The sequence below is a fragment of the Devosia sp. J2-20 genome (genome assembly GCF_055808475.1).
Genome location: NZ_CM147870.1, coordinates 497,064 through 518,200, shown reverse-complemented (window position 1 = coordinate 518,200; position 21,137 = coordinate 497,064). Strand labels below are relative to the sequence as shown.

At 60.6% G+C, this 21,137-nt stretch carries 22 protein-coding genes, 1 other RNA gene and 1 pseudogene; 2 read left to right on the top strand and 22 right to left on the bottom strand.

The genetic code is table 11. The features are described from left to right. Positions 1–27: 27 nt before the first annotated feature. From AC0L37_RS02555 to AC0L37_RS02485, 15 genes and pseudogenes are all read right to left on the bottom strand, one after another. Positions 28–786 (bottom strand): outer membrane protein, encoded by a 759-nt coding sequence (locus tag AC0L37_RS02555; protein WP_212656893.1) that lies wholly within the window; start codon positions 784–786, stop codon positions 28–30. A gap of 171 nt (positions 787–957) precedes the next feature. Then, positions 958–2,301: a phosphoglucosamine mutase gene (gene glmM / locus AC0L37_RS02550; RefSeq protein WP_212656892.1), complete on the bottom strand. Its 1,344-nt coding sequence runs from the start codon at positions 2,299–2,301 to the stop codon at positions 958–960. A gap of 129 nt (positions 2,302–2,430) precedes the next feature. Further along, a complete protein-coding gene (gene ftsH, locus AC0L37_RS02545; RefSeq protein ID WP_282222087.1) occupies positions 2,431–4,359 on the bottom strand; it encodes an ATP-dependent zinc metalloprotease FtsH in 1,929 nt (642 codons plus the stop codon). A 256-nt stretch (positions 4,360–4,615) separates the two neighbouring features. Further along, positions 4,616–5,890 (bottom strand): tRNA lysidine(34) synthetase TilS, encoded by a 1,275-nt coding sequence (gene tilS, locus AC0L37_RS02540; RefSeq protein WP_282222088.1) that lies wholly within the window; start codon positions 5,888–5,890, stop codon positions 4,616–4,618. Beyond that, positions 5,875–6,915, bottom strand: a complete 1,041-nt coding sequence (locus AC0L37_RS02535) for a tol-pal system YbgF family protein (RefSeq protein WP_282222089.1) — start codon at positions 6,913–6,915, stop codon at positions 5,875–5,877. The genes tilS and AC0L37_RS02535 overlap by 16 nt, the downstream gene beginning before the upstream one ends. 183 nt (positions 6,916–7,098) lie before the next feature. Next, positions 7,099–7,548: a peptidoglycan-associated lipoprotein Pal gene (pal, locus tag AC0L37_RS02530; RefSeq protein ID WP_249327682.1), complete on the bottom strand. Its 450-nt coding sequence runs from the start codon at positions 7,546–7,548 to the stop codon at positions 7,099–7,101. A gap of 300 nt (positions 7,549–7,848) precedes the next feature. Continuing rightward, positions 7,849–9,159 (bottom strand): Tol-Pal system beta propeller repeat protein TolB, encoded by a 1,311-nt coding sequence (gene tolB, locus AC0L37_RS02525; protein WP_269370251.1) that lies wholly within the window; start codon positions 9,157–9,159, stop codon positions 7,849–7,851. Between the two features lie 61 nt (positions 9,160–9,220). After that, complete coding sequence (locus AC0L37_RS02520) at positions 9,221–10,345, bottom strand: hypothetical protein (RefSeq protein WP_282222090.1); 1,125 nt, start codon at positions 10,343–10,345, stop codon at positions 9,221–9,223. Positions 10,346–10,349: 4 nt separating this feature from the next. Next, a complete protein-coding gene (gene tolR, locus AC0L37_RS02515; RefSeq protein WP_212656885.1) occupies positions 10,350–10,793 on the bottom strand; it encodes a protein TolR in 444 nt (147 codons plus the stop codon). Position 10,794: 1 nt separating this feature from the next. Beyond that, complete coding sequence (gene tolQ, locus AC0L37_RS02510; protein WP_212659054.1) at positions 10,795–11,496, bottom strand: protein TolQ; 702 nt, start codon at positions 11,494–11,496, stop codon at positions 10,795–10,797. A gap of 235 nt (positions 11,497–11,731) precedes the next feature. Next, positions 11,732–12,130 (bottom strand): tol-pal system-associated acyl-CoA thioesterase, encoded by a 399-nt coding sequence (gene ybgC, locus AC0L37_RS02505; RefSeq protein ID WP_282222091.1) that lies wholly within the window; start codon positions 12,128–12,130, stop codon positions 11,732–11,734. Next, complete coding sequence (gene ruvB, locus AC0L37_RS02500; RefSeq protein WP_282222092.1) at positions 12,127–13,164, bottom strand: Holliday junction branch migration DNA helicase RuvB; 1,038 nt, start codon at positions 13,162–13,164, stop codon at positions 12,127–12,129. The genes ybgC and ruvB overlap by 4 nt, the downstream gene beginning before the upstream one ends. Next, positions 13,161–13,778, bottom strand: coding sequence for a Holliday junction branch migration protein RuvA (ruvA, locus tag AC0L37_RS02495; protein ID WP_269370243.1), 618 nt, complete (start codon positions 13,776–13,778; stop codon positions 13,161–13,163). Before ruvA ends, ruvB begins: the two co-directional genes overlap by 4 nt. Next, a pseudogene (ruvC, locus tag AC0L37_RS02490) lies at positions 13,775–14,280 on the bottom strand (crossover junction endodeoxyribonuclease RuvC). The gene ruvA and the pseudogene ruvC overlap by 4 nt, the downstream one beginning before the upstream one ends. Before the next feature lie 158 nt (positions 14,281–14,438). Beyond that, positions 14,439–14,615 carry a hypothetical protein gene (locus AC0L37_RS02485; protein ID WP_473314128.1) on the bottom strand — a complete coding sequence of 59 codons (177 nt, stop codon included), beginning with the start codon at positions 14,613–14,615 and terminating at the stop codon, positions 14,439–14,441. Between the two features lie 111 nt (positions 14,616–14,726). On the opposite strand from AC0L37_RS02485, the gene AC0L37_RS02480 reads away from it, so the two are divergent. Together AC0L37_RS02480 and AC0L37_RS02475 are read left to right on the top strand one after the other, a co-directional pair. Beyond that, positions 14,727–15,194: a GGDEF domain-containing protein gene (locus AC0L37_RS02480; RefSeq protein ID WP_473314125.1), complete on the top strand. Its 468-nt coding sequence runs from the start codon at positions 14,727–14,729 to the stop codon at positions 15,192–15,194. 102 nt (positions 15,195–15,296) lie between these two features. Then, a complete protein-coding gene (locus AC0L37_RS02475) occupies positions 15,297–16,079 on the top strand; it encodes a GGDEF domain-containing protein (RefSeq protein WP_269370237.1) in 783 nt (260 codons plus the stop codon). A gap of 53 nt (positions 16,080–16,132) precedes the next feature. Here AC0L37_RS02475 and AC0L37_RS02470 read toward each other — a convergent pair whose 3' ends face one another. The 7 genes from AC0L37_RS02470 to AC0L37_RS02440 form a co-directional block, all read right to left on the bottom strand. After that, entirely contained in the window at positions 16,133–16,879 is a 747-nt protein-coding gene (locus AC0L37_RS02470; protein WP_269370236.1) for a YebC/PmpR family DNA-binding transcriptional regulator, read from the bottom strand. A gap of 107 nt (positions 16,880–16,986) precedes the next feature. Beyond that, positions 16,987–18,396, bottom strand: a complete 1,410-nt coding sequence (locus AC0L37_RS02465) for an alanine/glycine:cation symporter family protein (RefSeq protein WP_212656878.1) — start codon at positions 18,394–18,396, stop codon at positions 16,987–16,989. A 221-nt stretch (positions 18,397–18,617) separates the two neighbouring features. Further along, a complete protein-coding gene (locus AC0L37_RS02460) occupies positions 18,618–19,436 on the bottom strand; it encodes a TIGR00282 family metallophosphoesterase (protein ID WP_212656877.1) in 819 nt (272 codons plus the stop codon). Beyond that, positions 19,433–20,020 (bottom strand): 5-formyltetrahydrofolate cyclo-ligase, encoded by a 588-nt coding sequence (locus tag AC0L37_RS02455; protein ID WP_282222094.1) that lies wholly within the window; start codon positions 20,018–20,020, stop codon positions 19,433–19,435. Before AC0L37_RS02455 ends, AC0L37_RS02460 begins: the two co-directional genes overlap by 4 nt. 27 nt (positions 20,021–20,047) lie before the next feature. After that, positions 20,048–20,204: non-coding RNA, 6S RNA (ssrS, locus tag AC0L37_RS02450), on the bottom strand. Between the two features lie 85 nt (positions 20,205–20,289). Further along, positions 20,290–20,667 carry a cell division protein ZapA gene (locus AC0L37_RS02445; protein WP_212656875.1) on the bottom strand — a complete coding sequence of 126 codons (378 nt, stop codon included), beginning with the start codon at positions 20,665–20,667 and terminating at the stop codon, positions 20,290–20,292. 4 nt (positions 20,668–20,671) lie between these two features. Further along, complete coding sequence (locus AC0L37_RS02440) at positions 20,672–20,959, bottom strand: DUF4164 family protein (RefSeq protein WP_212656874.1); 288 nt, start codon at positions 20,957–20,959, stop codon at positions 20,672–20,674. Positions 20,960–21,137: the final 178 nt, after the last annotated feature.

Sequence of the window (21,137 nt, the reverse complement as noted above, 5' to 3'; positions counted from 1 at the left end):
GCCGTCGTGGCTGGCCCGCCGACCCGATTAGTTGAAGCGGTAACGCAGCGTGCCGCGCACTTCGTGCAGCCAGTTGTGATCGGTAGTCACCGTGTCAGGGAAGGCCACGTCATTGCTGATGCGGTTGATATAGACGGCGCGGTAGCCGACATCGGCGACCAGAGCGCCGAAATCGTAACCAACGCCGACCATGCCGGCTGCAGCAAAGCTGACATTGTCGCCCGAGGGGACAGTCACGCCAGCAGGCGAACTGACTTCGAAATTGTTGAATGCCACACCGGTACCGGCGCCGACATAACCGAACGCGCCGCCAGCAGCGCCATAGCCGTAGTCACCGCCAAACGAGAAATCGTAATAGGCGTTGGCCAGAGCCAGGGTGGACCGCAGCTTGAGGGTATAGTCACCCTGGCGAGCGCCGTAGGTCGCGTCCTTGGTGACCTTGAGGCCTTCATTGCCGATCAGGTCGACGGTGGCGTCAACGCGCAGACCAGTGCCGGTTTCATAACCGACGCCAGCACCGACGCTATAACCATAGCCCATGGCCACGAATGGGAAATTGGTGATCACCGAGGTGCCACCGCAGGCAACGCACTCATAGGCCGAGGCTTCCTTTGCCCACAGCGCATTGCCGGCCGCGCTACCGCGCAGATAGAATGAACCCTGCACACCGTAGTCGACATCAGGGATCTCGATAACAGGTGGATAATACGGAAGATCGGCGGCGATTGCCTGACCGCCAACAAGGGCGGCTCCTGCCACCATGATCGCAGCGATGAGCTTGCGCATGAGAAAATGTCCTTTGGTTGCCACGACAATTGTCGATTGCGCCCAATATCGAACAACTTCCTTAAATGTGACTTAACCTAAAGATTTAACCCTACCGGCACGACAGTGCCGTTTGCAGACGTTATGCATCCGTTAACAAGTGTTACTACCGTATTACACTTGTTAACAACTTCAAGCGATATCACGAATAGCCGCCTCGATCTGCTCAACCACTGTCGAAACCAGGCCAGCATCGTCAGCCTCGCCCATTACGCGGATAACAGGTTCAGTGCCCGAAGCCCGCACAACAAGACGTCCACCAGCACCAAGCATGGCCTGACCATCAGCAATGGCCGCCATCACCTGCTTGTCCTCAAGCGGCTTGCCTGACTTGAATTTCACGCTGCGCAACAACTGCGGAACCTTGGTGAAGCGCGCACAGATTTCCGACACAGGGCGATCCTGCGCCTTGAGCACAGACAACAGTTGCAGCGCAGCAACGAGACCATCGCCCGTCGTCGTGAAGTCCGACAGGATGATGTGGCCAGACTGCTCGCCACCAACATTGAAGCCTTTGCTGCGCATCGCCTCAAGCACATAGCGATCGCCCACCTGAGTGCGCTCCAGCGTCAGCCCCAGCGAGCCAAGATAGCGCTCAAGACCCAGATTGGACATCACGGTAGCGACAATGCCGCCGCCGACGAGCACCTCGCGCTGGAGCCAGCTTTCGGCGATCACGGCCATGAACTGGTCGCCATCGACCACATTGCCCTTTTCATCAACGATGATGACCCGGTCGGCATCACCATCCAGTGCAATGCCGATATCGGCCCGCATTTCGCGCACCTTGGCCGCGACAGCCTCAGGCGCGGTCGAGCCGACCTTATCGTTGATGTTGAATCCATCGGGCTTGTCGCCAATGGTGAACACTTCGGCACCCAGTTCCCACAGCGCGATCGGCGCAACCTTGTAAGCCGCGCCATTGGCGCAATCGAGCACCACGCGCAGGCCAGCCAGGTCGGTATTCCGCGGCAGGGTGCGCTTGGCATATTCAATGTAGCGCGTGCGGGCTTCTTCATCGCGATGGGCCCGCCCGATATCGCGGCCATGCGCCAGCGTCTTGCTCAGGTCACTATCGATCAGCCGCTCGATCTCAAGTTCGATCTGATCGCTCAGCTTGTAGCCATCGGGCCGGAACAGCTTGATGCCATTGTCTTCAAAGGGGTTGTGCGATGCCGAGATCATCACACCCAGATCGGCACGCAGCGAACGGGTCAACATGGCCACGGCCGGCGTGGGCATCGGCCCGAGCAGATACACGTCCATACCCACCGCAGTGAACCCTGCAGTCAGCGCCTGCTCGATCATATAGCCCGAGCGTCGCGTATCCTTGCCGATCACCACGCGATTTCGATGATCGCCACGCACAAATTTCTGTCCGGCGGCCATGCCGACCTTGAGGGCCAGTTCAGGGGTGAGCTTGTTGCCATTGGCCAGGCCACGAATACCATCGGTGCCGAAATATTTGCGTGCCATGATTATCTTACCCCTCGTCGCGCCACCGCACGGTCGCTTTGAATAATACCACTTTCTGGCGGCATAGCGGAAAACATTGCAATGCAAAAGGGCCGCCTCGCGGCGGCCCCTTCAAATATTGTCTCTGCCCTAGCTCTCGGGCTGTGGCTCCATGCCGCCCTCAGGTGGGGCATCAGGGCGCTTCTTGCCGGGTTTGCCGGCAGAGGGCACACCGCTCGCCTTGGTAGGCGTATTGGTGTCATCGGGACGGATTGGCTGATGCCCTTCCATCAGCGCGCGCAACTCATCACCCGTTAGCGTCTCGTATTCGAGCAGCGCCTGCGCAATGGCTTCCCACTGGTCGTGATAGGTGGTCAGGATGTCCTTGGCCGACGCCTCGCCATCCTCGATCAGCTTGCGCACTTCCTGGTCGATGATGCGCGCCGTGTCGTCCGACATATGCTGGCTCTGCGTCACCGAATGGCCCAGAAACACTTCCTGATCATTCGACTTGTAGCGAACGCGACCGAGTTTCTCGCTCATGCCCCATTCCATCACCATCGAGCGGGCAAGGCTGGTCGCCATCTGGATATCACCCGAAGCACCGCTGGTCACCTTTTCAGGACCAAACTTGATGATCTCGGCCTCGCGACCACCAAACAGCATGGTCAGACGAGCCAGCGCCTTCTCGCGAGAGAACGAATAACTGTCGCTCTCGGGCAGGGTCATTACCATGCCCAGGGCCCGGCCACGCGGAATGATCGTTGCCTTGTGGATCGGGTCGATACCGGCGACCTTAAGCGCGATGATGGCATGGCCAGCTTCGTGATAGGCGGTCAGCTTTTTCTCGTCCTCGGACATGGCCATGGTGCGACGCTCGGCGCCCATCATGATCTTGTCCTTGGCATCTTCGAACTCGGCATGGGTGACGAAGCGCTTATTGCGCCGCGCTGCCATCAGAGCCGCCTCGTTGACCAGGTTCATCAGGTCGGCACCAGAGAAGCCGGGGGTACCACGGGCCAGCACTTTCAGATCCACATCAGGGGCCAGCGGCACCTTGCGGACGTGAACCTTGAGCACCTTCTCGCGACCCGACACATCCGGGTTTGGCACCACGACCTGACGGTCGAAACGACCGGGGCGCAGCAGCGCAGGATCCAGCACGTCGGGACGGTTGGTTGCGGCGATCAGAATGATGCCTTCATTGGCTTCAAAACCATCCATCTCGACCAGCAACTGGTTGAGCGTCTGTTCGCGCTCGTCATTGCCGCCGCCCAGGCCGGCGCCACGCTGGCGACCGACGGCGTCGATTTCGTCGATGAAAATGATGCAGGGTGCGTTCTTCTTGGCCTGTTCGAACATATCGCGGACGCGGCTGGCGCCCACGCCGACGAACATTTCAACGAAGTCAGAACCCGAAATGGTGAAAAACGGCACATTGGCTTCGCCGGCGACCGAACGGGCCAGCAGCGTTTTACCGGTACCCGGAGGGCCCACCAGCAGCACACCGCGTGGAATACGACCACCCAGACGCTGGAACTTGCCAGGATCGCGCAGGAATTCAACGATCTCTTCGAGATCCTGCTTGGCTTCGTCCACGCCGGCAACGTCTTCAAACGTCACCTTGCCTGTGGACTCGGTCAGCAACTTGGCGCGCGACTTGCCAAAGCCCATCGCGCCGCCCTTGCCACCACCCTGCATCTGCCGGATGAAGAAGAACCACACGCCGATAATGACGATGAAAGGCAACCATGAAGACAGCAGTATCGACCAGAACGGGCTCGACTCTGGCGCCTGCGCCGTGATCGAGACGTCCTTGTTCTCAAGCTTGGTGATGACATCGGCGCCATCAGGCAGCACGGTTTCAAACCGTGTACCGTCAGAAAGTGTGCCCGACACCAAATTATTGGTGATCACCACGTTCTGCACGCGACCAGCATCGATGTCGGTCACGAACTGGCTGTAGCTCTTGTCAGCAACGGAAATTGAGCGGGTCGACGACTGAAAGACCTGAAACAGGCCCATCAGCATGAAGAGAATGACCAGCCAGATGGCAAAGTTGCGGAAATTTCCGTTCATCAATCCTGTCCCGGAGAAGGCCGCGCTAGGAGGCGCGGTTAGTGTGCCGAATGTAAGTCCGGCATTAGGGCGATACAAGGGCCAGACCTGCGGCGGTTTGGTCCTTCCGTCCAGTCATATTGTCATTACGGGGTTAATACGCTGTGGCCACGGCTTTGGTTTCCTCGGCTTTGGGCTTTTCCCCATACAGCCCCAAATGGCGCAATCAGGCTGAGACGAGTGCACGGCCCAATGCCAGTCCCAGACGACAGCGTGACTAGTCGATCAACAATTGCACCGTGATGCGTTCATCGAACGACCACCCACCAAGCGACAGCACACCACCCTCGGCATCGCGCACAATGGGGGCAGTGCGAATGGCTTCGGCCGGTGCCGTTACCTTGAAGCCCAGAAAATCCTCCAGGCGATGGCGCGGCAGGTAATCGGCCACGCTCGCCGTCAGTGTCTTGTCGTCAGACCCGTTGATGATGCGGAACCGCTCATCCCAGACCAGTTCGCCCCGCGGGTGCAACAGGGCATCGGGCGGCAGACTGCGCCCCGGTTCGCGCGCGACGGCAATCGCATCGCCCTTGATCCGGACCACGCATCCCAGCACGGTGGTGGAGCGCGGTACATCATCATTGGCAATGGACTCGCGTAGCCGTTCGACCTGGCCCAATGCGCGCGGTTTCTGACGCCCGCCCACAATGTTGAGCACCCGGCTCAAGACGCGGGTGGCAATCGCCGCGCTCAGTCCCATAAACGGCAGCAACTCAATGCGCGCGGCACCAAATCCATCCAGTCGCACGATCTCGGAAAAGCAGGCCTCTGCCATCTGCGCAATGGCGGCATCAGCTTCCGACATGCGCGCTGCAAACAAAGCGAGGGTCGCCGCGTCCAGCCCGAGTTCGCTCAACCCCGGCATAGCCTGACGCCAGCGCACGCGCTCATAGTGCGGATCAACATTGGACGGGTCAGCCGCAGGCTCCAGCCCGGCCGCCTCGACAACACTGAGCAGCGCGTCAGGAGGCACATCGAGCAGCGGACGATGCAGCCGGACACCTTCCACCTGTGCCATCGGCGCCATGCCCTTGAGTCCTTCGATACCGCTGCCATGGGCGAGCCGCATCAACACCGTTTCGGCCTGATCATTGCGGTGATGAGCCGTCAGCAAGACCGCTACACCGTCGGACTTCATCGCTGCCCCTATCAGGCGGTAACGCGCCAGCCGTGCCGCTTCCTGCAGGCCCGACTGAGGCTTGTCACCATCCCATCGCAGCGCCTTCCCGGCAACGCCCAGTGACTGGCACGCCGCCAGCACCATCGCCACTTCAGCGGCTGCTTCGGGCCGCAAGCCGTGATCGACCGAATAGACATGCAGGCGCGGCGGCTTGGCCAGGCTGGTCGCCCAGCGCTGCGCCAGCACCAGCAACGCCAGACTGTCAGCACCACCTGAAACGGCCAGACCAATGGCCGGCGCGTCCGCTACCGCAGCGAACAGCGCGGCCAGTCCGCCCTCGCTATCGAGATCAGGACCTAGCCGGGCGGGCATTCGGCGCGAGCTTTTTCCTGAGCCAGACGGGTGAGGAACACGGCTGACAGATCGGCATAGCGATTGTCGATTTCCGCCAGCGTCCGACAGGCCGTTTCACGCTCGCCGGCGCCCGACAAACTCATCCCCAGCTTAAGCAGCAGATCTGGCGCACGGGGGTGCTCTGGTGCCTTCTGGAACGCGTTGAGCAACACATCGGCGGCTTCGCTATAGGCCGCGCGATAAAGCAGCGCGTCACCCAGCAGATTGGCCGCTTCGGTAGCTTGTGGATTGTCGGGATAGAGCGCCAGGAACTGGCTGAACTGATCCTCGGCAAACGGATAGTCGCCGCTGCTGATAGCTTCAAAGCCGGCAGCGAACTGCGCGTCGGCATCAGGGTTGCCGGTGGCAGCCGCGGCCGGATCATAATTGAGATCCAGCGGCTCGCCTGTCACCAGATCAAGTCCCCCCATCGCGCCGGTGCCCACAAGCGGGTCAAACGACTCGCCCATATCATCCATGGGCATGCTGCCATCGGTAAAGGTGGGATCAAATTCGATCTCCCCGGGCAACGGCTGCACGCCCTGCTCGGGAATATCAGTCATTGGAACGCCTTCGGCGTCAGCTGCATTGGCCGGGTCCTGCGGCAACGCCTCAGGCTGCATCGCGCCGCCTGCTTGGGTTGCCGCATCAGTTTTTGGGCTGCCACCGCCTTCCAGCGCCTGGAAGCGGAATTCATTGTCTTCCGCCATGCGGTTGACGATTTCCTGCAGCTGCGTGAGCTGGAAGGTCAGTCCCTCGATCTGACCATTGAGCAGTCGGTTCTGCTCCTCAAGCTGCTGCAGTCGCACCATCAGCTGCGCGGTATCCTGGGACTGCGCCACCAGAATCCGATCTGGCGAAGCATCGCTGATTACCTGTCCGATATTGGCCGGTGGCGTGGAAAACATGGCGGCATTGACCAATGTCGGGGTTCCAACCCCGGCCATCAACACCGCGGCAATCGCCAGCGGGGCGCGCGCCCTGTTTGAAATAAGTGTCTTCAAGATACTGAGCCTCCAGTGGTCTGGTTGTGCACGAAAACCATGAACCGTTGCAGGCCTGCAAATAAAGGCCAATTTTGGTCAAAGAAAGCGCCCGGGCCATTTACATGGCTCCGGGCGCTCTTGCCTCCAGTTTGCACTGGATAAAATCAGCTCTCCCGTGAGGGGAGAACCGTTTGTCTAACTCTACTGGACGACAGTGACCGCGCGGCGGTTCTGGCTCCAGCACGAGATGTCGTTACAGATCGCGACAGGGCGCTCCTTGCCGAACGACTGACTGGTGATGCGGTTGGCACTGACGCCGCGCGACACCAGATAATTGACCACCACCGAGGAACGACGCGCGCCCAGGGCGATGTTGTATTCACGCGTACCGCGCTCGTCGGCATGGCCTTCGATCATGATGCGGTAGTTCTGATACTGGTTCAGCCAGGCGGCTTGCTTGTCCAGCGTGGCCGTAGCTTCCGATGTCAACGAGCTGGAATCGGTGGTGAAGAACACGCGATCGCCAACCGAGACCAGGAATTCCTGCTGGCTGCCGGGGGCACCGCCGCCGGGGCCCAGATTGCCCACACCCGTCGGCATGGTGTTGGGCGTACGCGAACAGGCCGCGATTGCCACGACGAAAAGGAGCATCGCGGCGGCACGCAATGCGGTGTTGAACGGTGCGGTTATAACCACGGTGGGCTCCTGGAAAGGCGAAAATCTTAAGTTCGGCATTTACCGCACTTAGTCTTAAGGCCGGGTTTGCTGGCGTGGTTAATCATTGCCTATCGCGGCGCCAATGTGGCGGGAATGCTGGCTTTTTTGTGATGATGCTGTGGCGCCACAGCGCCTACTGGCATCACATTAAGGTTAAGCCCTTGGTTGAACAGCAAGATGGCCACCCGTATTGCTGCGGATGGCCATCTGATTTTGTTTCGGTGCTGGCGTGGATCAACCGCGCAGTTCGGACCATGACGGGTCCGAGGCATAGCTCTCGGTAGGCACGGTGAGCAGATTGCGCCCCCAGATATCCACGCTCATCAGCTTGGGGCCGTCATTGCCGCCCGGATCCTGGAAGAACATGATCACCCGACCATTGGGCGCCCAGCTCGGACCCTCGGCATGGAAGCTAGAATACAGCATCCGCTCGCCCGACCCATCGCTATTCATGATGCCGATATTGAACTGTCCACCCGACTGCCGGGTAAAGGCGATCAGATCACCCTTGGGCGACCACACCGGGGTCGAGTAGCTCCCCTGACCAAAGCTGATGCGCTGGGCGTTACCGCCACCGGCGCTCATCATGTAGATCTGCGGCGAGCCACCTCGATCGCTTTCGAACACGATCCGGCTGCCGTCAGGCGAATAGGACGGGCCGGTGTCGATGGCCGCACCCGATGTCAGTTGCAGCGGCTGCCCGCCATTGACGCCGGTCGTATAGATATTGGTCGAACCGCCCTGCTCTACCGAGAAGGCAACCGTACCGCCATCAGGCGAGAAGCGCGGCGCAAAGGTCATCGCGCCCACATCGGTCAGGCGCTGCTGACGGCCTGTCGACAACTGCAGCAGATAGACCTGAGGGTTGCCGTCCGCGAAATTCATATAGGTGACCATATCGCCATTAGGCGAAAAGCGTGGCGTCAGCGCCATCGAACTGCCATCGGTCAGATACTGCACATTGGCGCCGTCCTGATCCATGATTGCCAGACGCCGCACACGATTGGCCTTGGGGCCGCTTTCGGCCACATAGATCACCCGCGTATCGAAATAGCCCGAACCACCGGCCAGGGATTCATAAATCGCATCGGAAATGATATGAGCAACGCGGCGGCTCGAATTGGCATCGGTGTTATAGCTCTTGCCCACCACCTGCGCAGCCTGCTGCGTATCCCAGACGCGCACCGAGGACGAAATCTGGCCCCCGCGCTCAACGCCGCCCATCACCAACGCGTCGACATTGGCAGTCCGCCATGTCGGAAAATCTGGGGTCGCATTGACGTCACCGACCTGCACCGGCAGCGAGGCTGGATCGAGCGGCAGAAACAGGCCCGAGCGGCGCAGATTGTTGCGCACGATCTCGGCGATTTCCCGACCAAAGGCGGGGTCCGAGGACGCGAAATCAGGAATGGCGATGGGCAATGGCTGGAAATTGGCCCCCTCCACCACAATGCGCAATTGCGCCATGGCGAGCGAAGAGCCGGCCAGCAACGCGCCACCGGCCAAGCCAAGTTTGAGCGCCAGGCGCCGGGTAAGCAATGTCATTTATCGTCTCCAATCTCGCCGCAGGTGCGCCATGTTGCGCGCCCAGCGTACCAATTCAAAGTCACGGCCGCAGTTCCACTTCAATCTGCCGCCATTCATCATAAGCGTCTGCCGAAAGCATCTCGTAGGGTCCGCACTGTGTCACCGCACGCTGCGCTGCGCGGGCCACCGCGCCACCTGCCGCAGAGGCATCGGCCGAAATAATCTGTGTGCCGGCCACGGTCCGATCAGGGTTCATGGTCACCATCAGGCGCACATTGAGCCCACTATTGATATCGCTGGGCAACAGGTTCCAGCATGTCTTGATCCGCGCCACCAGACCATCAATGGCCGACTGACTCAAACGGGCAGAGGTACCCGTCGTGTCACCCAGTGTCGGCGTGCCACCTTGTCCGGTGGTGCCACCGGTGGTCTTATCATTGTTGATAATGGCAGAAATATCGTCGGCCAGTGAGGCATCGAGCTGCGGCTTGGGCTGTTGTTGCTGCGCCTGTTGGGCCGCAGCTGCTCGCTTGCGCTCTTCTTCTTCCTTTTTCTTCCGTTCCGCCTCGGCGGCTGCAAACTGCTGCCGCTTCTGATCCAGATTGGCTGGGCGCGATGCCGGCACCGGCGCTGCGACCGCCGGCGTCACCGGATCCGGTGTAGGTTCAGGGGTTGGCTCGGGCGTAGGCTCCGGCGTTGGCGCTGGTTCAGGCGTCGGCGCTGGCACGGGCTCAGGAGTCGGCTCAGGCGCAGGAGTGGGTTCTGGCGTTGGCTCTGGAGCAGGCGTGGGTCGCGTTGCTGGCACGGGGGCAACAACAGGCTCAGGTGCCGGCGCAGGCTCGGGCGCGGGATCCGGCTCAGGGGCAGGTTCGGGCTGGCTTTCGGGCGCAGGCGCGGTGTTGGTCACCGGGGCGGGCGTTGGTATGTCGGCGGGCGACGGCGTCACCTGGTCCTGCTCGGTATTGCCCGTAGGCTGGGCAATCTCGGCGGGCTTATCATCTTCAACGAGTGATGGCGTCTGGGTATCGACAATCGTGCTGTCGAGCTGGCCGGCGCGAATATTGGAGTATTCCTCCACCGGCACCAGATCGACCGAGATCGACTCCACCGCCGGCATCAATGGCTCCGCCAGACCCAGATTGATCAGGCCGATGGTCAGCACAACGATGTGGGCGATGATCGATGCGGTTACGCCGATGCGCACTGGACTAGCCCGGTTCCCGCTCGGTGATCAGACCGATCTTGGTATAGCCTGCCGCCGACAGAATGCCCATTACGCGCATCACCGAGCCGTAGTCAGCCGTGGTATCGCCGCGCAGGAAGATGCGGTCTTCCGGGCTGGTGTTCATTCCGGTCAATGTATTGATCAGTTCGGCCTCGGCAACCGCATTCTCGTCGACATAGATCACCCCCTCAGGCGTCACTGCGACGGTGACCGGCTGGGTCTGACTGGGCATTTCATTGGCCGCCGTCTGCGGCAGGTCAATGGGAACGCCAGCCGTCATCATTGGCGCTGCCACCATGAAGATGATCAGCAGAACCAGCATCACGTCCACCATGGGCGTAATATTGATTTCGCTCATCACCGCTTTCTTGCGGCCGCGACGGCGGCGTCCGCCGCCCCCGCCACTGGTTGCTGCGCCCATGCCCATGCTAGTGGCTCCGCGCTTCGAGCTGGCGGCTGAGAATGGTCGAGAACTCGTCGGCAAAGCCTTCCAGACGCCCCACCATCTTGGATGAGTCGGAACTCAGCTTGTTGTAGGCGATAACCGCCGGGATAGCCGCGACCAGACCAATGGCGGTCGCAAACAGAGCCTCGGCGATCGGCCCGGCGACCACCGCAAGATTGGTGCTTGAAGACGCCGCAATGGCGGTAAAGGCATTCATGATGCCCCACACCGTGCCGAACAGACCGATAAATGGTCCGGCCGAACCGATAGTGGCTAGAAAGCCCAGCCGTTTTTCCAGGTTTTCGCTCTCGCGGGCAATTGCGACATCGAGCACCTTGTCCAGGCGCTGCTGCATGCCCACAAAGCTCGCCGCATTCTGCTCGTGGCTGCGCTTCCACTCCTTCATCGCGGCCACAAACACCGCGCCCATGCCGCCCGATGGCTTCTCGGACTGCATCTGATAGAGCTCTTCAAGCGACTGACCCGACCAGAATGTCCGCTCAAAGCGGTTCATCTCGGCATTGGTGCGGCGATAAATGATGGTCTTGTCGATGATGATCGCCCAGCACCAGATCGAGGCACCCAGCAATCCCAGCATCACCGACTTGACGATCCAGTCGGCAGCCCAGAACAAGCCCCATATGGAAAAATCGGTGTGCGGCACAGCGGCACCCACAGCGTCCATGGCTTCCATGTAGTGATCCTTTTTGGCCCGGTTCACGCACCCGACCCTCTGCCATCAGGCGATGGGGTCGAAATCTGTCAAAATTAAGAGAAATGCCCGGAAACCGGACCGTTGCGGATAGGCAGCCGGGCATAAGCTCGCTTTGCCGCAATTATGGTCAAGGATTGGTTAACAAAGCGATTCGGCGCGCAACAAGCACCGAGATGTGATCAGCCACTCCGCCGGGGCGAAGCGCCTAGCTGTCCGGAGTCACCAGCGCGCGCACCGCAGCCGGCATACGGGCAGGCCCGCCCGTTGTCTTGATCGCCACTACCATCACGCTGGCCCGCGTCAGTACGGTGTCCGCGCGCATGATGGTCTGGGTCAGCATGAGTCGTACGCCGGTGGCGGAGGCAACAGCGGTCGTTACCGTCAGAAGATCGTCGATATGGGCCGCGCTGTCGAACTGGATATCCATCGAGCGGACTGCAAATGCCACGCCCTGCGCTGCCAGTTCGGAATGATGGATACCCGCATCACGCAGAAACTCAGTGCGGCCGCGCTCGAAGAATTTCAAATAGGCCGCATGATAGACATTGCCCGAAAAATCGGTGTCTTCGTAGTAGATACGGACCGGGAAGCGATGCACGCTCACACCTCGGGCTCCTCAAACAGGCTGGACTGCATGCCAACAAATCCCTGCGGCACAACCTTGCCCAGATGCTGGAAAGCAGCGCCTGTCAGCATGCGGCCACGCGGGGTGCGCTGAATGAAACCTTGCTGCAGCAGATAGGGCTCAACGATTTCTTCAATGGCGTCACGGGGCTCACTCAATGCAGCGGCAATGGTCTCAATGCCCACCGGGCCACCATCATAGAAATCGGCAATCGTGGTCAGATAGCGCCGATCGAGCTGATCGAGCCCGCGCGCATCCACATCAAGCCGCAGCAACGCCTTGTCCGCGATGGCTCGGGTAATCTCGCCCGATCCGTCCACCAGCGCGAAATCGGTCACCCGGCGCAGCAGCCGCCCGGCAATGCGCGGTGTTCCGCGCGACCGGCGGGCAATCTCCATGGCCCCATCAGGCGCCATGGGCATGCCCAGCAAACGCGCGCCGCGCGTCACGATCTGCACCAGCTCCTCAGGCGTATAGAAATTGAGCCGCACCGGGATGCCGAAACGGTCACGCAGCGGCGTGGTCAGCAGCCCGGCACGTGTCGTGGCCCCGACCAGCGTGAATTTGGCCAGATCAATCCGCACCGAGCGGGCAGCCGGACCTTCGCCGATAATCAGATCGAGCTGAAAATCCTCCATCGCGGGATAGAGCACTTCCTCAATCGCCGGGTTGAGCCGGTGGATCTCGTCGATGAACAGCACGTCGCGTTCTTCGAGATTGGTCAGCAGGGCGGCCAGATCGCCAGCCTTGGCAATCACCGGGCCCGACGTCGCGCGAAAGCCAACGCCCAATTCTTTGGAAATGATCTGCGCCAGCGTCGTCTTGCCCAGACCGGGCGGGCCGACAAACAACACATGGTCCAGCGCTGCGCCACGCTGTTTGGCCGCCTGGATGAAGACTTCGAGATTGGCACGCGCTGCAGCCTGACCGACAAACTCGGAAAAGCCCGAGGGACGCAGCGACACATCAAGATTGTCGTCGCGCCCGGCGGCTGGAGAGGTCAGATCAGTCAACTACTCAGCTCCCGCAATCCTAGCCGGATCAGTTTCTCGGTGGGGATACCCTCCCCCTCACGCGCCACGATTCGGGCCAGCGCGGCCGATGCCTGTGCGCTCGAATAACCCAGATTGGTCAGCGCCGAAACCGCATCCGAAATCGCGCCCGGCGCAACACCATCACCCAGCGCGGCCTGCAGCCCCAGCGTGCCAGCATCAATACCGGCGCCGGTGGGCACCTTGCCCTTGAGTTCGGTCAACAGGCGCACCGCCAGCTTGGGACCCACACCATTGGCGCGGCCAATCATCGCCTTGTCCTGCAGCGCTATGGCGCTCGACAGTTCTGATGGCGACAACACCGACAGGATCGACAGCGCCACCCGCGCGCCCACACCCTGAACAGTCGACAGCAGATTGAACCAAGCCTTCTCGCTCTCGGTTGCAAAACCATAGAGCCGGATCATGTCCTCGCGCACGATGGTCTCGATGAACACCACGCCAGCTTCCCCGACACGCGGCAGGGCCTGCAGCGTGCGGCTCGAGCAATAGGCCTCGTAACACACCCCACCACAGTCGATCAGCACATGGTCATCGCCAAAGCTATCGATCAGTCCCTTGAGCTTGCCGATCATGCCATTGCCCTCAATCGCTGGTTGCCCACCCGGTGATGGGCGTGACAGATCGCAATCGCAAGCGCATCAGCCGCATCGGGCCCTTTGAAATCGGCCGTCGGCATCAAGGTCCTGACCATCAATTCTACCTGCCCCTTTGCAGCATGACCGGTCCCGACCACCGACTTCTTGACCAGATTGGCGGCATACTCGGCTACCGGCAAGCCGCGTGCTGCCGGGGTCAGCAATGCCACCCCCGCGCCTGCCCGAGAATCAGAGCCGAGCGCACCCCGGCATTGACGAAGGTTTCTTCTACGGCAGCTTCTGCGGGCACATAGCGGTCCATGACCGCGCCCAACCCGGAAAACAACACCGCAAGCCGTTCGGCCAGCGAACCGTCGACCGGTGGCGTCACCGTTCCTGCGCCAACAAAGGTCAGCCGACTGCCCTGACTTTCGATCACGCCCCAGCCGCAGCGGCGCAGGCCCGGATCGATGCCGATGATTCGTGTGGATAAGCTCATGGGGTATCCTTAATCACAGGCGCCAATCCTACCAAGTTCAATGTGAACAAAATGGCAACGTCGACGGTGGATAACCTCTATCTGGCTAAAATTTTATCGATCCCGCCAACACATTCTTCAAGATGCCCCCCTAGCGTTCCGACCAAGGGATGCAGGGATCAATAAATGACCGGACTAAACACCGAGCTGCCGATAAAATCGTGGCGCCGGATCAAGCGTATTGCGGGCAGTGCAACCGCCGTCTCCGTGGCACTTTCGGTCATTTTGACCAATGTGATCATGGAGACTTTTTCAGCAGGCACGAGCCTAGCCGGACTGCTCGTGGCCATCACCATGCCCATCATCCTGGGTGGCCCCTTGGTATTTGTGCTGACACTGCGTCACGAGCAGCTGCGCCAGGCCAATCTGCAGCTCCAGGCACTGCTCTCGACCGATTGGTTAACCGGGTGCCGCTCGCGCGGCGCTTTACCCATCAGGTGGCCGACTATCTCGACGCCCCCGCAAACGCTGGCGGCGCTCTGCTCGTCATCGATGCGGACAACTTCAAGACCGTCAACGACCGTTTCGGGCATGACGTCGGCGATCAGGCCCTGCGCCAGATCGCCGATGCGCTGCATGCCGCCACGGCCAACACCGCCGCCATCATTGGCCGCTTGGGTGGCGAGGAATTCGGCATCTTCCTGCCCGGCACCGATGCTGTCGCAGCCGACCGGGTTGCACAGCGCGTGCGCAGTGCCGTCGCGGCCATCGCTTTTTGTCCAGCCGGTACCAAATGGCCACTCTCAGTTTCGATTGGAGGCGCTATCTACTCCGCCAGAACACAGTTTTCTGTACTTTACCGTCATGCCGATCAACGCCTCTACCAAGCCAAGAACTCCGGCCGTGATTGCGTAGCGATGATGCAGGCCGCATGACCCAAACCAGCCAACATCTCTGATCGAGGTGCACGACCAGACTTCGTCCTATTTACATCCGCCCGCGCTCAGTTGCGCCGTTCGCAAGCCGGAGATTGTCCGATGTTACCTTCCAAGACTTTGACTGCCCTGCAGAGCTGGTCCAGCGTTGGCCGGTGGACCCTGTTCGGTACTCTGTCGTGTATGCTGGTGTCGGTGGCCTTCAACACGCTGATGTTTGGTGATTTGGGCCCCACCGCCCTGCAGCGCTCGATTTTCAGCGCCACCGTGCTCCCCGCCCTGCTGGGCATTCCGCTGTTTCTGTTTCTGGGCATGCGCGTACGGGGATTGGCCTTGAGCAATATGCGGCTGGGTCTGGTCGCCCGCACCGACAGCCTGACTTCATGCCTCAATCGCGGCGCCTTCACCGCCCGGGTCACCATATTGCTGGCCCAGCGTGACACCACCGCCACCGGCGCACTGCTGATGATCGACGCTGACAATTTCAAGGCGATCAACGATCTGTTCGGCCACGACAATGGCGATCAGGCTCTGGCCATCATCGCCCGCTCGATCCGCTCTGTGCTGCGCACCGGCGATCTGGTGGGTCGCATGGGTGGGGAGGAATTTGCCGTCTATCTGCCGGACCTGGATTATTCTCAAACCGAGGCCATTGCCGAGCGCATTCGCCGCTCGGTCAATCTCGCCGTCTTCAACCCGGACGGGCGCCAGCGCACGCTCTCGGTCAGTATTGGTGGTGCAGTCTTTGAAGGGCGCGCCAGTTTCGCTGAACTGTTCCGCATTGCCGATCAACGCCTCTACAAGGCCAAGCAGACGGGCCGCAACCGGTCGACCGTGGTCAACGTCGCCGACCTGCCCATCCCCAGCCTGCCCTGCAGCGCATAGAAAAAGGGCGGCACCCTTGGCACCGCCCCCAAATCCTGTTGGCCTGCTGCCGACTATACGTCGAGCTTGGCCATGTCCTCGTCGCTCATCTCGAAGTTCGAATAGACGTTCTGCACATCATCATCTTCTTCCAGGGTCGCGATCAGCTTCATCAGCGTAGCGCCCTTGTCCGCGTCGATTGGCGTGTTGGTCTGCGGCTTCCATACGGCCTTGACCGATTCAGCCTCACCCAATGCAGCTTCGAGCGCTGCAGCAACATCCACCATCGCTTCAAAAGTCGTGGTGATGTAGTGGCCATCCTCGCTGCTCTCGACGTCATCGGCGCCCGCCTCGATGGCCGCTTCCATGATGGCGTCTTCGGTGCCGGCGCTGGCCGGATAGACAATCTCGCCAACCTTGTCGAACATGAAGCCGACAGAGTTGGTTTCCCCCATTGCGCCGCCATTCTTGGAGAAATAGGAGCGGACATTGGAGGCAGTGCGATTGCGATTGTCAGTCAGCGTCTCAACGATGAGCGCAACACCGCCGGGACCATAGCCCTCATAGCGGATCTCTTCGAAGTTCTCGCCGTCCGAGCCGATTGCCTTCTTGATGGCGCGGTCGATGTTGTCCTTGGGCATGGACTGGGCACGGGCATTGGTGACGGCCAGTCGAAGGCGGGAATTGAACGCCGGGTCAGGCATGCCCATTTTCGCTGCAACGGTGATTTCGCGCGCGAGCTTGGAGAAAATCTTCGAGCGAACCGCGTCGCTCTTGCCCTTGCGGTGCATCACATTTTTGGCGTGGGAATGGCCGGCCATTCGATAAACCCCGGATCGTCTAAGAGAAAAATTCGCCCGCTTATAGAATCCGGTGCGGCAAAAGAAAAGGCACGAGGCGGGGTCGGCGCCAACCGACCCCGCACTGTTCAGGCGTCGCGGGTCCAGATCGTCTCATCGATCCGCCCCGCCAGTTCGGGATAGTCAGCCGCATGGAAGCTGGGCTCAAGGCCCGCCTTGCGTTGTTTGGCGTAGTCCTTGGTCAACTTGGCGACCGTGCCCGACAGCATGACAATGGCGATCAGATTGACCGTCGCCATCAGACCCATCGAGGCGTCCGCCGCATTGAACACGGTCGCGACGCTTTCATAGGCGCCCCATACCACCATGGCCAAGACGCCCAGTCGCAATGCCGTGATCCACGGCTTGCTGCTCAGTTTGAGGAAGGTCATGGCGTTCTCGGCATAGGAGTAATTGCCGATGATCGAGGTGAACGCGAAGAACAGGATCGCAATGGCGATGAAGTACTGTCCGGCGCCCCCGATATGAACGGTCATCGCCGCCTGTGTCAGCGGTGTTCCGGTCAGTTCGCCACCGGGCACCATCACGCCCGAGAGCAGGATCATCAGGCCAGTGGCTGTGCAGATCAGCAACGTATCGATGAACACACCGAGCGCCTGCACAAAGCCCTGTGATGACGGATGGTGTGGATTGGGCGTGGCGACGGCCGCGATATTGGGCGCTGAGCCCATGCCGGCCTCATTGGAGAACAGCCCGCGCTTGATGCCGTTGAGCATCGCGCCGGCAATGCCACCCGTGGCGGCTCCAAAGCCAAACGCATTCTCGACGATCATCACCAGCAGACCGGGTACCTCCCCGATATGGCTGAACACCACGAACAGCGCCACGGCCAGATAGATCACCGCCATGAACGGCACCAGCAGCTCGGCAACCCGGGCGATCTGCTTGATGCCGCCAAAGATCACCACCGCCGTCAGCGCCGCAACGGCAATCCCGACCCAGATCTTTTCAAAGCCGAAGGCGCCCTGGAAGGCATCGGCAATCGAATTGGCCTGCACGGCGTTGAACACCAGCCCGAAGGCGATGATCAGGCAGACCGAGAAAATGCCACCCGCCCAGGGCGCTCCCAGACCGCGCGCGATGTAGAAGGCCGGGCCACCGCGATAGTCGCCATCTTGATTTCGGGTCTTGTAAAGTTGCGCCAACGTGGACTCCGCATAGGCGGTCGCCATGCCGACCAGCGCCACCATCCACATCCAGAACAGCGCGCCTGGCCCGCCCAGATAAAGCGCCACCGCCACGCCCGCCAGATTGCCGGTGCCGACGCGTGAGGCAAGGCTGGTGCACAGCGCCTGGAAAGGGGTGATGCCGGATTTGTCGTTCTTTTTGGAGCCCAGAACCGATTTGAACATTTCCGGGAATTGCAGAAATTGCACAAAGCCTAGCCGGACCGTGAAAAACAACCCGACGGCCAGCAAACCGTAAATGAGGACATAGCCCCAGAAGATATCGTTGAGAAAATTGATAATCGGATCCATGCAGCCCGTGCTCCATAAGCAGTTGGTTTCAACTGTTTCGGGCGTGCTGTGGTGGCCGGGAGGACACGCAAATGGATAATGGCCCCAAGCGATCACCCAATTGTCATTGGGCACTCACATTACTGGCATGTGCAACACAAATGATCGGGTTGTGCATAACTTGCACCATCTATCGAGGCATTAGCCCGCAAAGTGCCGCCCGACGTTCCACCAGCTAGACGCTAGTCAAAGCGTGGTTCAGCCTGGGCCAGTGTACCACCGATACGCAGCGGCTGGACCGTCTTGACCAGCCCCGAGCGCGGGTCGGTCTCGATAACCACGCCACAAAGCGTGGCCTCGCCTTCCGATGGTGAGAACCGGCCATTGGGAATGCCGGTTAGAAACCGGTTGAGCGGCTCATCGGTATCGGTGCCGATAATGGAATCGAAATCCCCGCACATCCCCGCATCGGCCATCAAGGCCGTGCCACCCTTGAGCACGCGGTGATCAGCGGTGGGAATATGGGTATGGGTGCCCACAACCAGACTGACCTTGCCGTCGAGGAAATGTCCCATGGCCTGAATTTCTGACGTCGCTTCGGTATGGAAATCCACCACGATCGCATCGGCCTGTTCGCCCAGCGGGCACGCCGCAACAGCAGCTTCCACTGCGCGGAACGGATCATCTGCGGGGCCCATGAATACCCGACCCAGCGCATTGACCACCAGCACGCGATGACCATTGCGGCCCTCAACGAACATGGCGCCACGACCAGGCGTGCCCGGCGGCATGTTGATCGGCCGGATCAGCGTATCTTCACGCTCGATATAGGAAATGGTTTCGCGCTGGTCGAACGCGTGGTCACCCAAGGTCACCACATCCGCTCCCGCCTGGCGGATCGCGTTGAAATGGCTTTCGGTCAGACCCTTGCCGTGGCTGGCATTCTCGCCATTGACGATAACGAAGTCCAGGCCATAGGTCTCGATGAGGCCGGGCAGGCGATCATTGACCGCGTCGCGGCCCGAACGGCCCATCACATCGCCCAGAAACAACAGTCTCATGCGTTGTCGCCAAAATGGCGCACGCCGGCTTCGGTGATGATGGCATCCAGCGGCACGTCGTGGCTGTCGCGCGGAATGCTGTCCAGTTCCTGCGCCGCAAAGGCCAGACCGATCAGCTTGGGCGACTTTTTCATATGCGCTAGGGTGCGGTCATAATAGCCGCCTCCATAGCCCAGCCTCGTTCCCTGACTGTCAAAGCCCAGTAATGGCATGATGATGACATCGGGTTCGGTCTGCGGTGCCAACTCTGACGGCGCCAGCGTGCCAAAGCCCGCTTCGTAAAGTGAGGCGCCCTGCTCCCAGACGCGTAATTCGAGAGGTTGCTCGGGTCCAAGCACCACCGGCAGCACCACGGTCTGGTGGCTGTCCATCAAACGAACCAGAATGGGCTGACAGTCCAACTCGTCGCGAATGCGCCAATAGGCCGCCACCACATCGGCGGGCTGCAAGTCGATCTCATTGAAAAACAGATCAGCCACAGTGGCAGCCGCATCGGCGCGCTGTGCTGGCGATAGCGCTGCGCGCGCCGCGTGTGCCTCAAGCCGCAGGGCGGCCTTGGCGTTTTCGATATTCTCGTCAACCATGCGCCGCGCCGTAGCCTATTCTAGAATTCAGGTGCCACCCTGGCCGTGGGATACGCGATCCCGGAACCTACTTTACGTAGGTGGGCACCGTATGTCCGGACCCACGGGTCCGGTCAGGGACAGCTCCCTTAAGATCGATAAGGCCCCGAGGATATTGGTTTCCACACGTACCGGGCAGCGATGCAGATATAGGCGCTTCATTGTCGTGTGCAAAGCCCCGACAATCGCTTCCCACCCATGTGTGATCACACGGTCAAATCCCAGGTCGTTCAGCCCTGCGGTACGGGCGCGGTGTCGTCCAGCACGCTTGCCACGCCCTCGAGCGCCTTGGCGGCATCATCCAGCTTTCCGGCAAACTTTTCTTCGAGCGCCTCGATTTCAGCGGCCACTTCCTGGCCAGCCCGGGTTAGCACTACAACCTCTGATTCCAGAGCCTTGATCCTGCGCTCTGCCTCGGCCAGTTCATCAACCACGGCAATGCCCGCCATCACGGTCAGCCGCGTATCGCCGATCTCGCCTACCGCGCCCTTGAGTTGCTCGACATGAGCGTCAAAACGCTCGGCCAGACCGATCAGGTGCTTTTGCTGGCCTTCTTCACAGGCCATCCGATACTTACGGCCGTTAATCTCGACATTGACTTCAGGCATACCGCTACTCCGCCTTGGCCAGCACTGAGCGCACCGTCTCCATCGCCTCAACAAGGCGACGCGAAACATCATGGGCGCTGTCATCCAGACGCTTGGCCCGCGCCGCCGATTTATCCAGTTCGGTGGCCAGCCGGGCGCGCTCATGCACCAGCCGCTGGGTATCGACTTCCATGCGATTGTGCTGGCGCATCCGTGTGCCCAGTTCCTGAACAGACTGGTCCAATCGCGCCAATGCGCGATCAAACCGCGCGCTGGCAGCAGTCAAACCGTCTTGAAGTTCCGTGTCACTCATTGCTGCTACGGTCCTCAATGCGCGGCGATTCCGGCGCTGCCAGCCTGCCCCAGCATACGCCGCAATGCAACCAGCGCTACGATGTGGGAGCATGCGTTGTCATTGACAGGCAATCCCAACCTGTTATGCCTCGAACCCGCCTTTGGGAGGAGGCTTTCGGTACCTCTTCTCCCCAGAT

What these genes read in the sequence shown, in the direction of transcription:
- AC0L37_RS02555 (WP_212656893.1), bottom strand. Translation starts at nt 786, where the DNA reads ATGCGCAAGCTCATCGCTGCGATCATGGTGGCAGGAGCCGCCCTTGTT.
- glmM (WP_212656892.1), bottom strand. Translation starts at nt 2,301, where the DNA reads ATGGCACGCAAATATTTCGGCACCGATGGTATTCGTGGCCTGGCCAAT.
- ftsH (WP_282222087.1), bottom strand. Translation starts at nt 4,359, where the DNA reads ATGAACGGAAATTTCCGCAACTTTGCCATCTGGCTGGTCATTCTCTTC.
- tilS (WP_282222088.1), bottom strand. Translation starts at nt 5,890, where the DNA reads ATGCCCGCCCGGCTAGGTCCTGATCTCGATAGCGAGGGCGGACTGGCC.
- pal (WP_249327682.1), bottom strand. Translation starts at nt 7,548, where the DNA reads ATGCTCCTTTTCGTCGTGGCAATCGCGGCCTGTTCGCGTACGCCCAAC.
- tolB (WP_269370251.1), bottom strand. Translation starts at nt 9,159, where the DNA reads ATGACATTGCTTACCCGGCGCCTGGCGCTCAAACTTGGCTTGGCCGGT.
- tolR (WP_212656885.1), bottom strand. Translation starts at nt 10,793, where the DNA reads ATGGGCATGGGCGCAGCAACCAGTGGCGGGGGCGGCGGACGCCGCCGT.
- tolQ (WP_212659054.1), bottom strand. Translation starts at nt 11,496, where the DNA reads ATGGACGCTGTGGGTGCCGCTGTGCCGCACACCGATTTTTCCATATGG.
- ruvA (WP_269370243.1), bottom strand. Translation starts at nt 13,778, where the DNA reads ATGATCGGCAAGCTCAAGGGACTGATCGATAGCTTTGGCGATGACCAT.
- AC0L37_RS02485 (WP_473314128.1), bottom strand. Translation starts at nt 14,615, where the DNA reads ATGGTGATGGCCACGAGCAGTCCGGCTAGGCTCGTGCCTGCTGAAAAA.
- AC0L37_RS02475 (WP_269370237.1), top strand. Translation starts at nt 15,297, where the DNA reads ATGTTACCTTCCAAGACTTTGACTGCCCTGCAGAGCTGGTCCAGCGTT.
- AC0L37_RS02470 (WP_269370236.1), bottom strand. Translation starts at nt 16,879, where the DNA reads ATGGCCGGCCATTCCCACGCCAAAAATGTGATGCACCGCAAGGGCAAG.
- AC0L37_RS02465 (WP_212656878.1), bottom strand. Translation starts at nt 18,396, where the DNA reads ATGGATCCGATTATCAATTTTCTCAACGATATCTTCTGGGGCTATGTC.
- AC0L37_RS02460 (WP_212656877.1), bottom strand. Translation starts at nt 19,436, where the DNA reads ATGAGACTGTTGTTTCTGGGCGATGTGATGGGCCGTTCGGGCCGCGAC.
- AC0L37_RS02455 (WP_282222094.1), bottom strand. Translation starts at nt 20,020, where the DNA reads ATGGTTGACGAGAATATCGAAAACGCCAAGGCCGCCCTGCGGCTTGAG.
- AC0L37_RS02445 (WP_212656875.1), bottom strand. Translation starts at nt 20,667, where the DNA reads ATGCCTGAAGTCAATGTCGAGATTAACGGCCGTAAGTATCGGATGGCC.
- AC0L37_RS02440 (WP_212656874.1), bottom strand. Translation starts at nt 20,959, where the DNA reads ATGAGTGACACGGAACTTCAAGACGGTTTGACTGCTGCCAGCGCGCGG.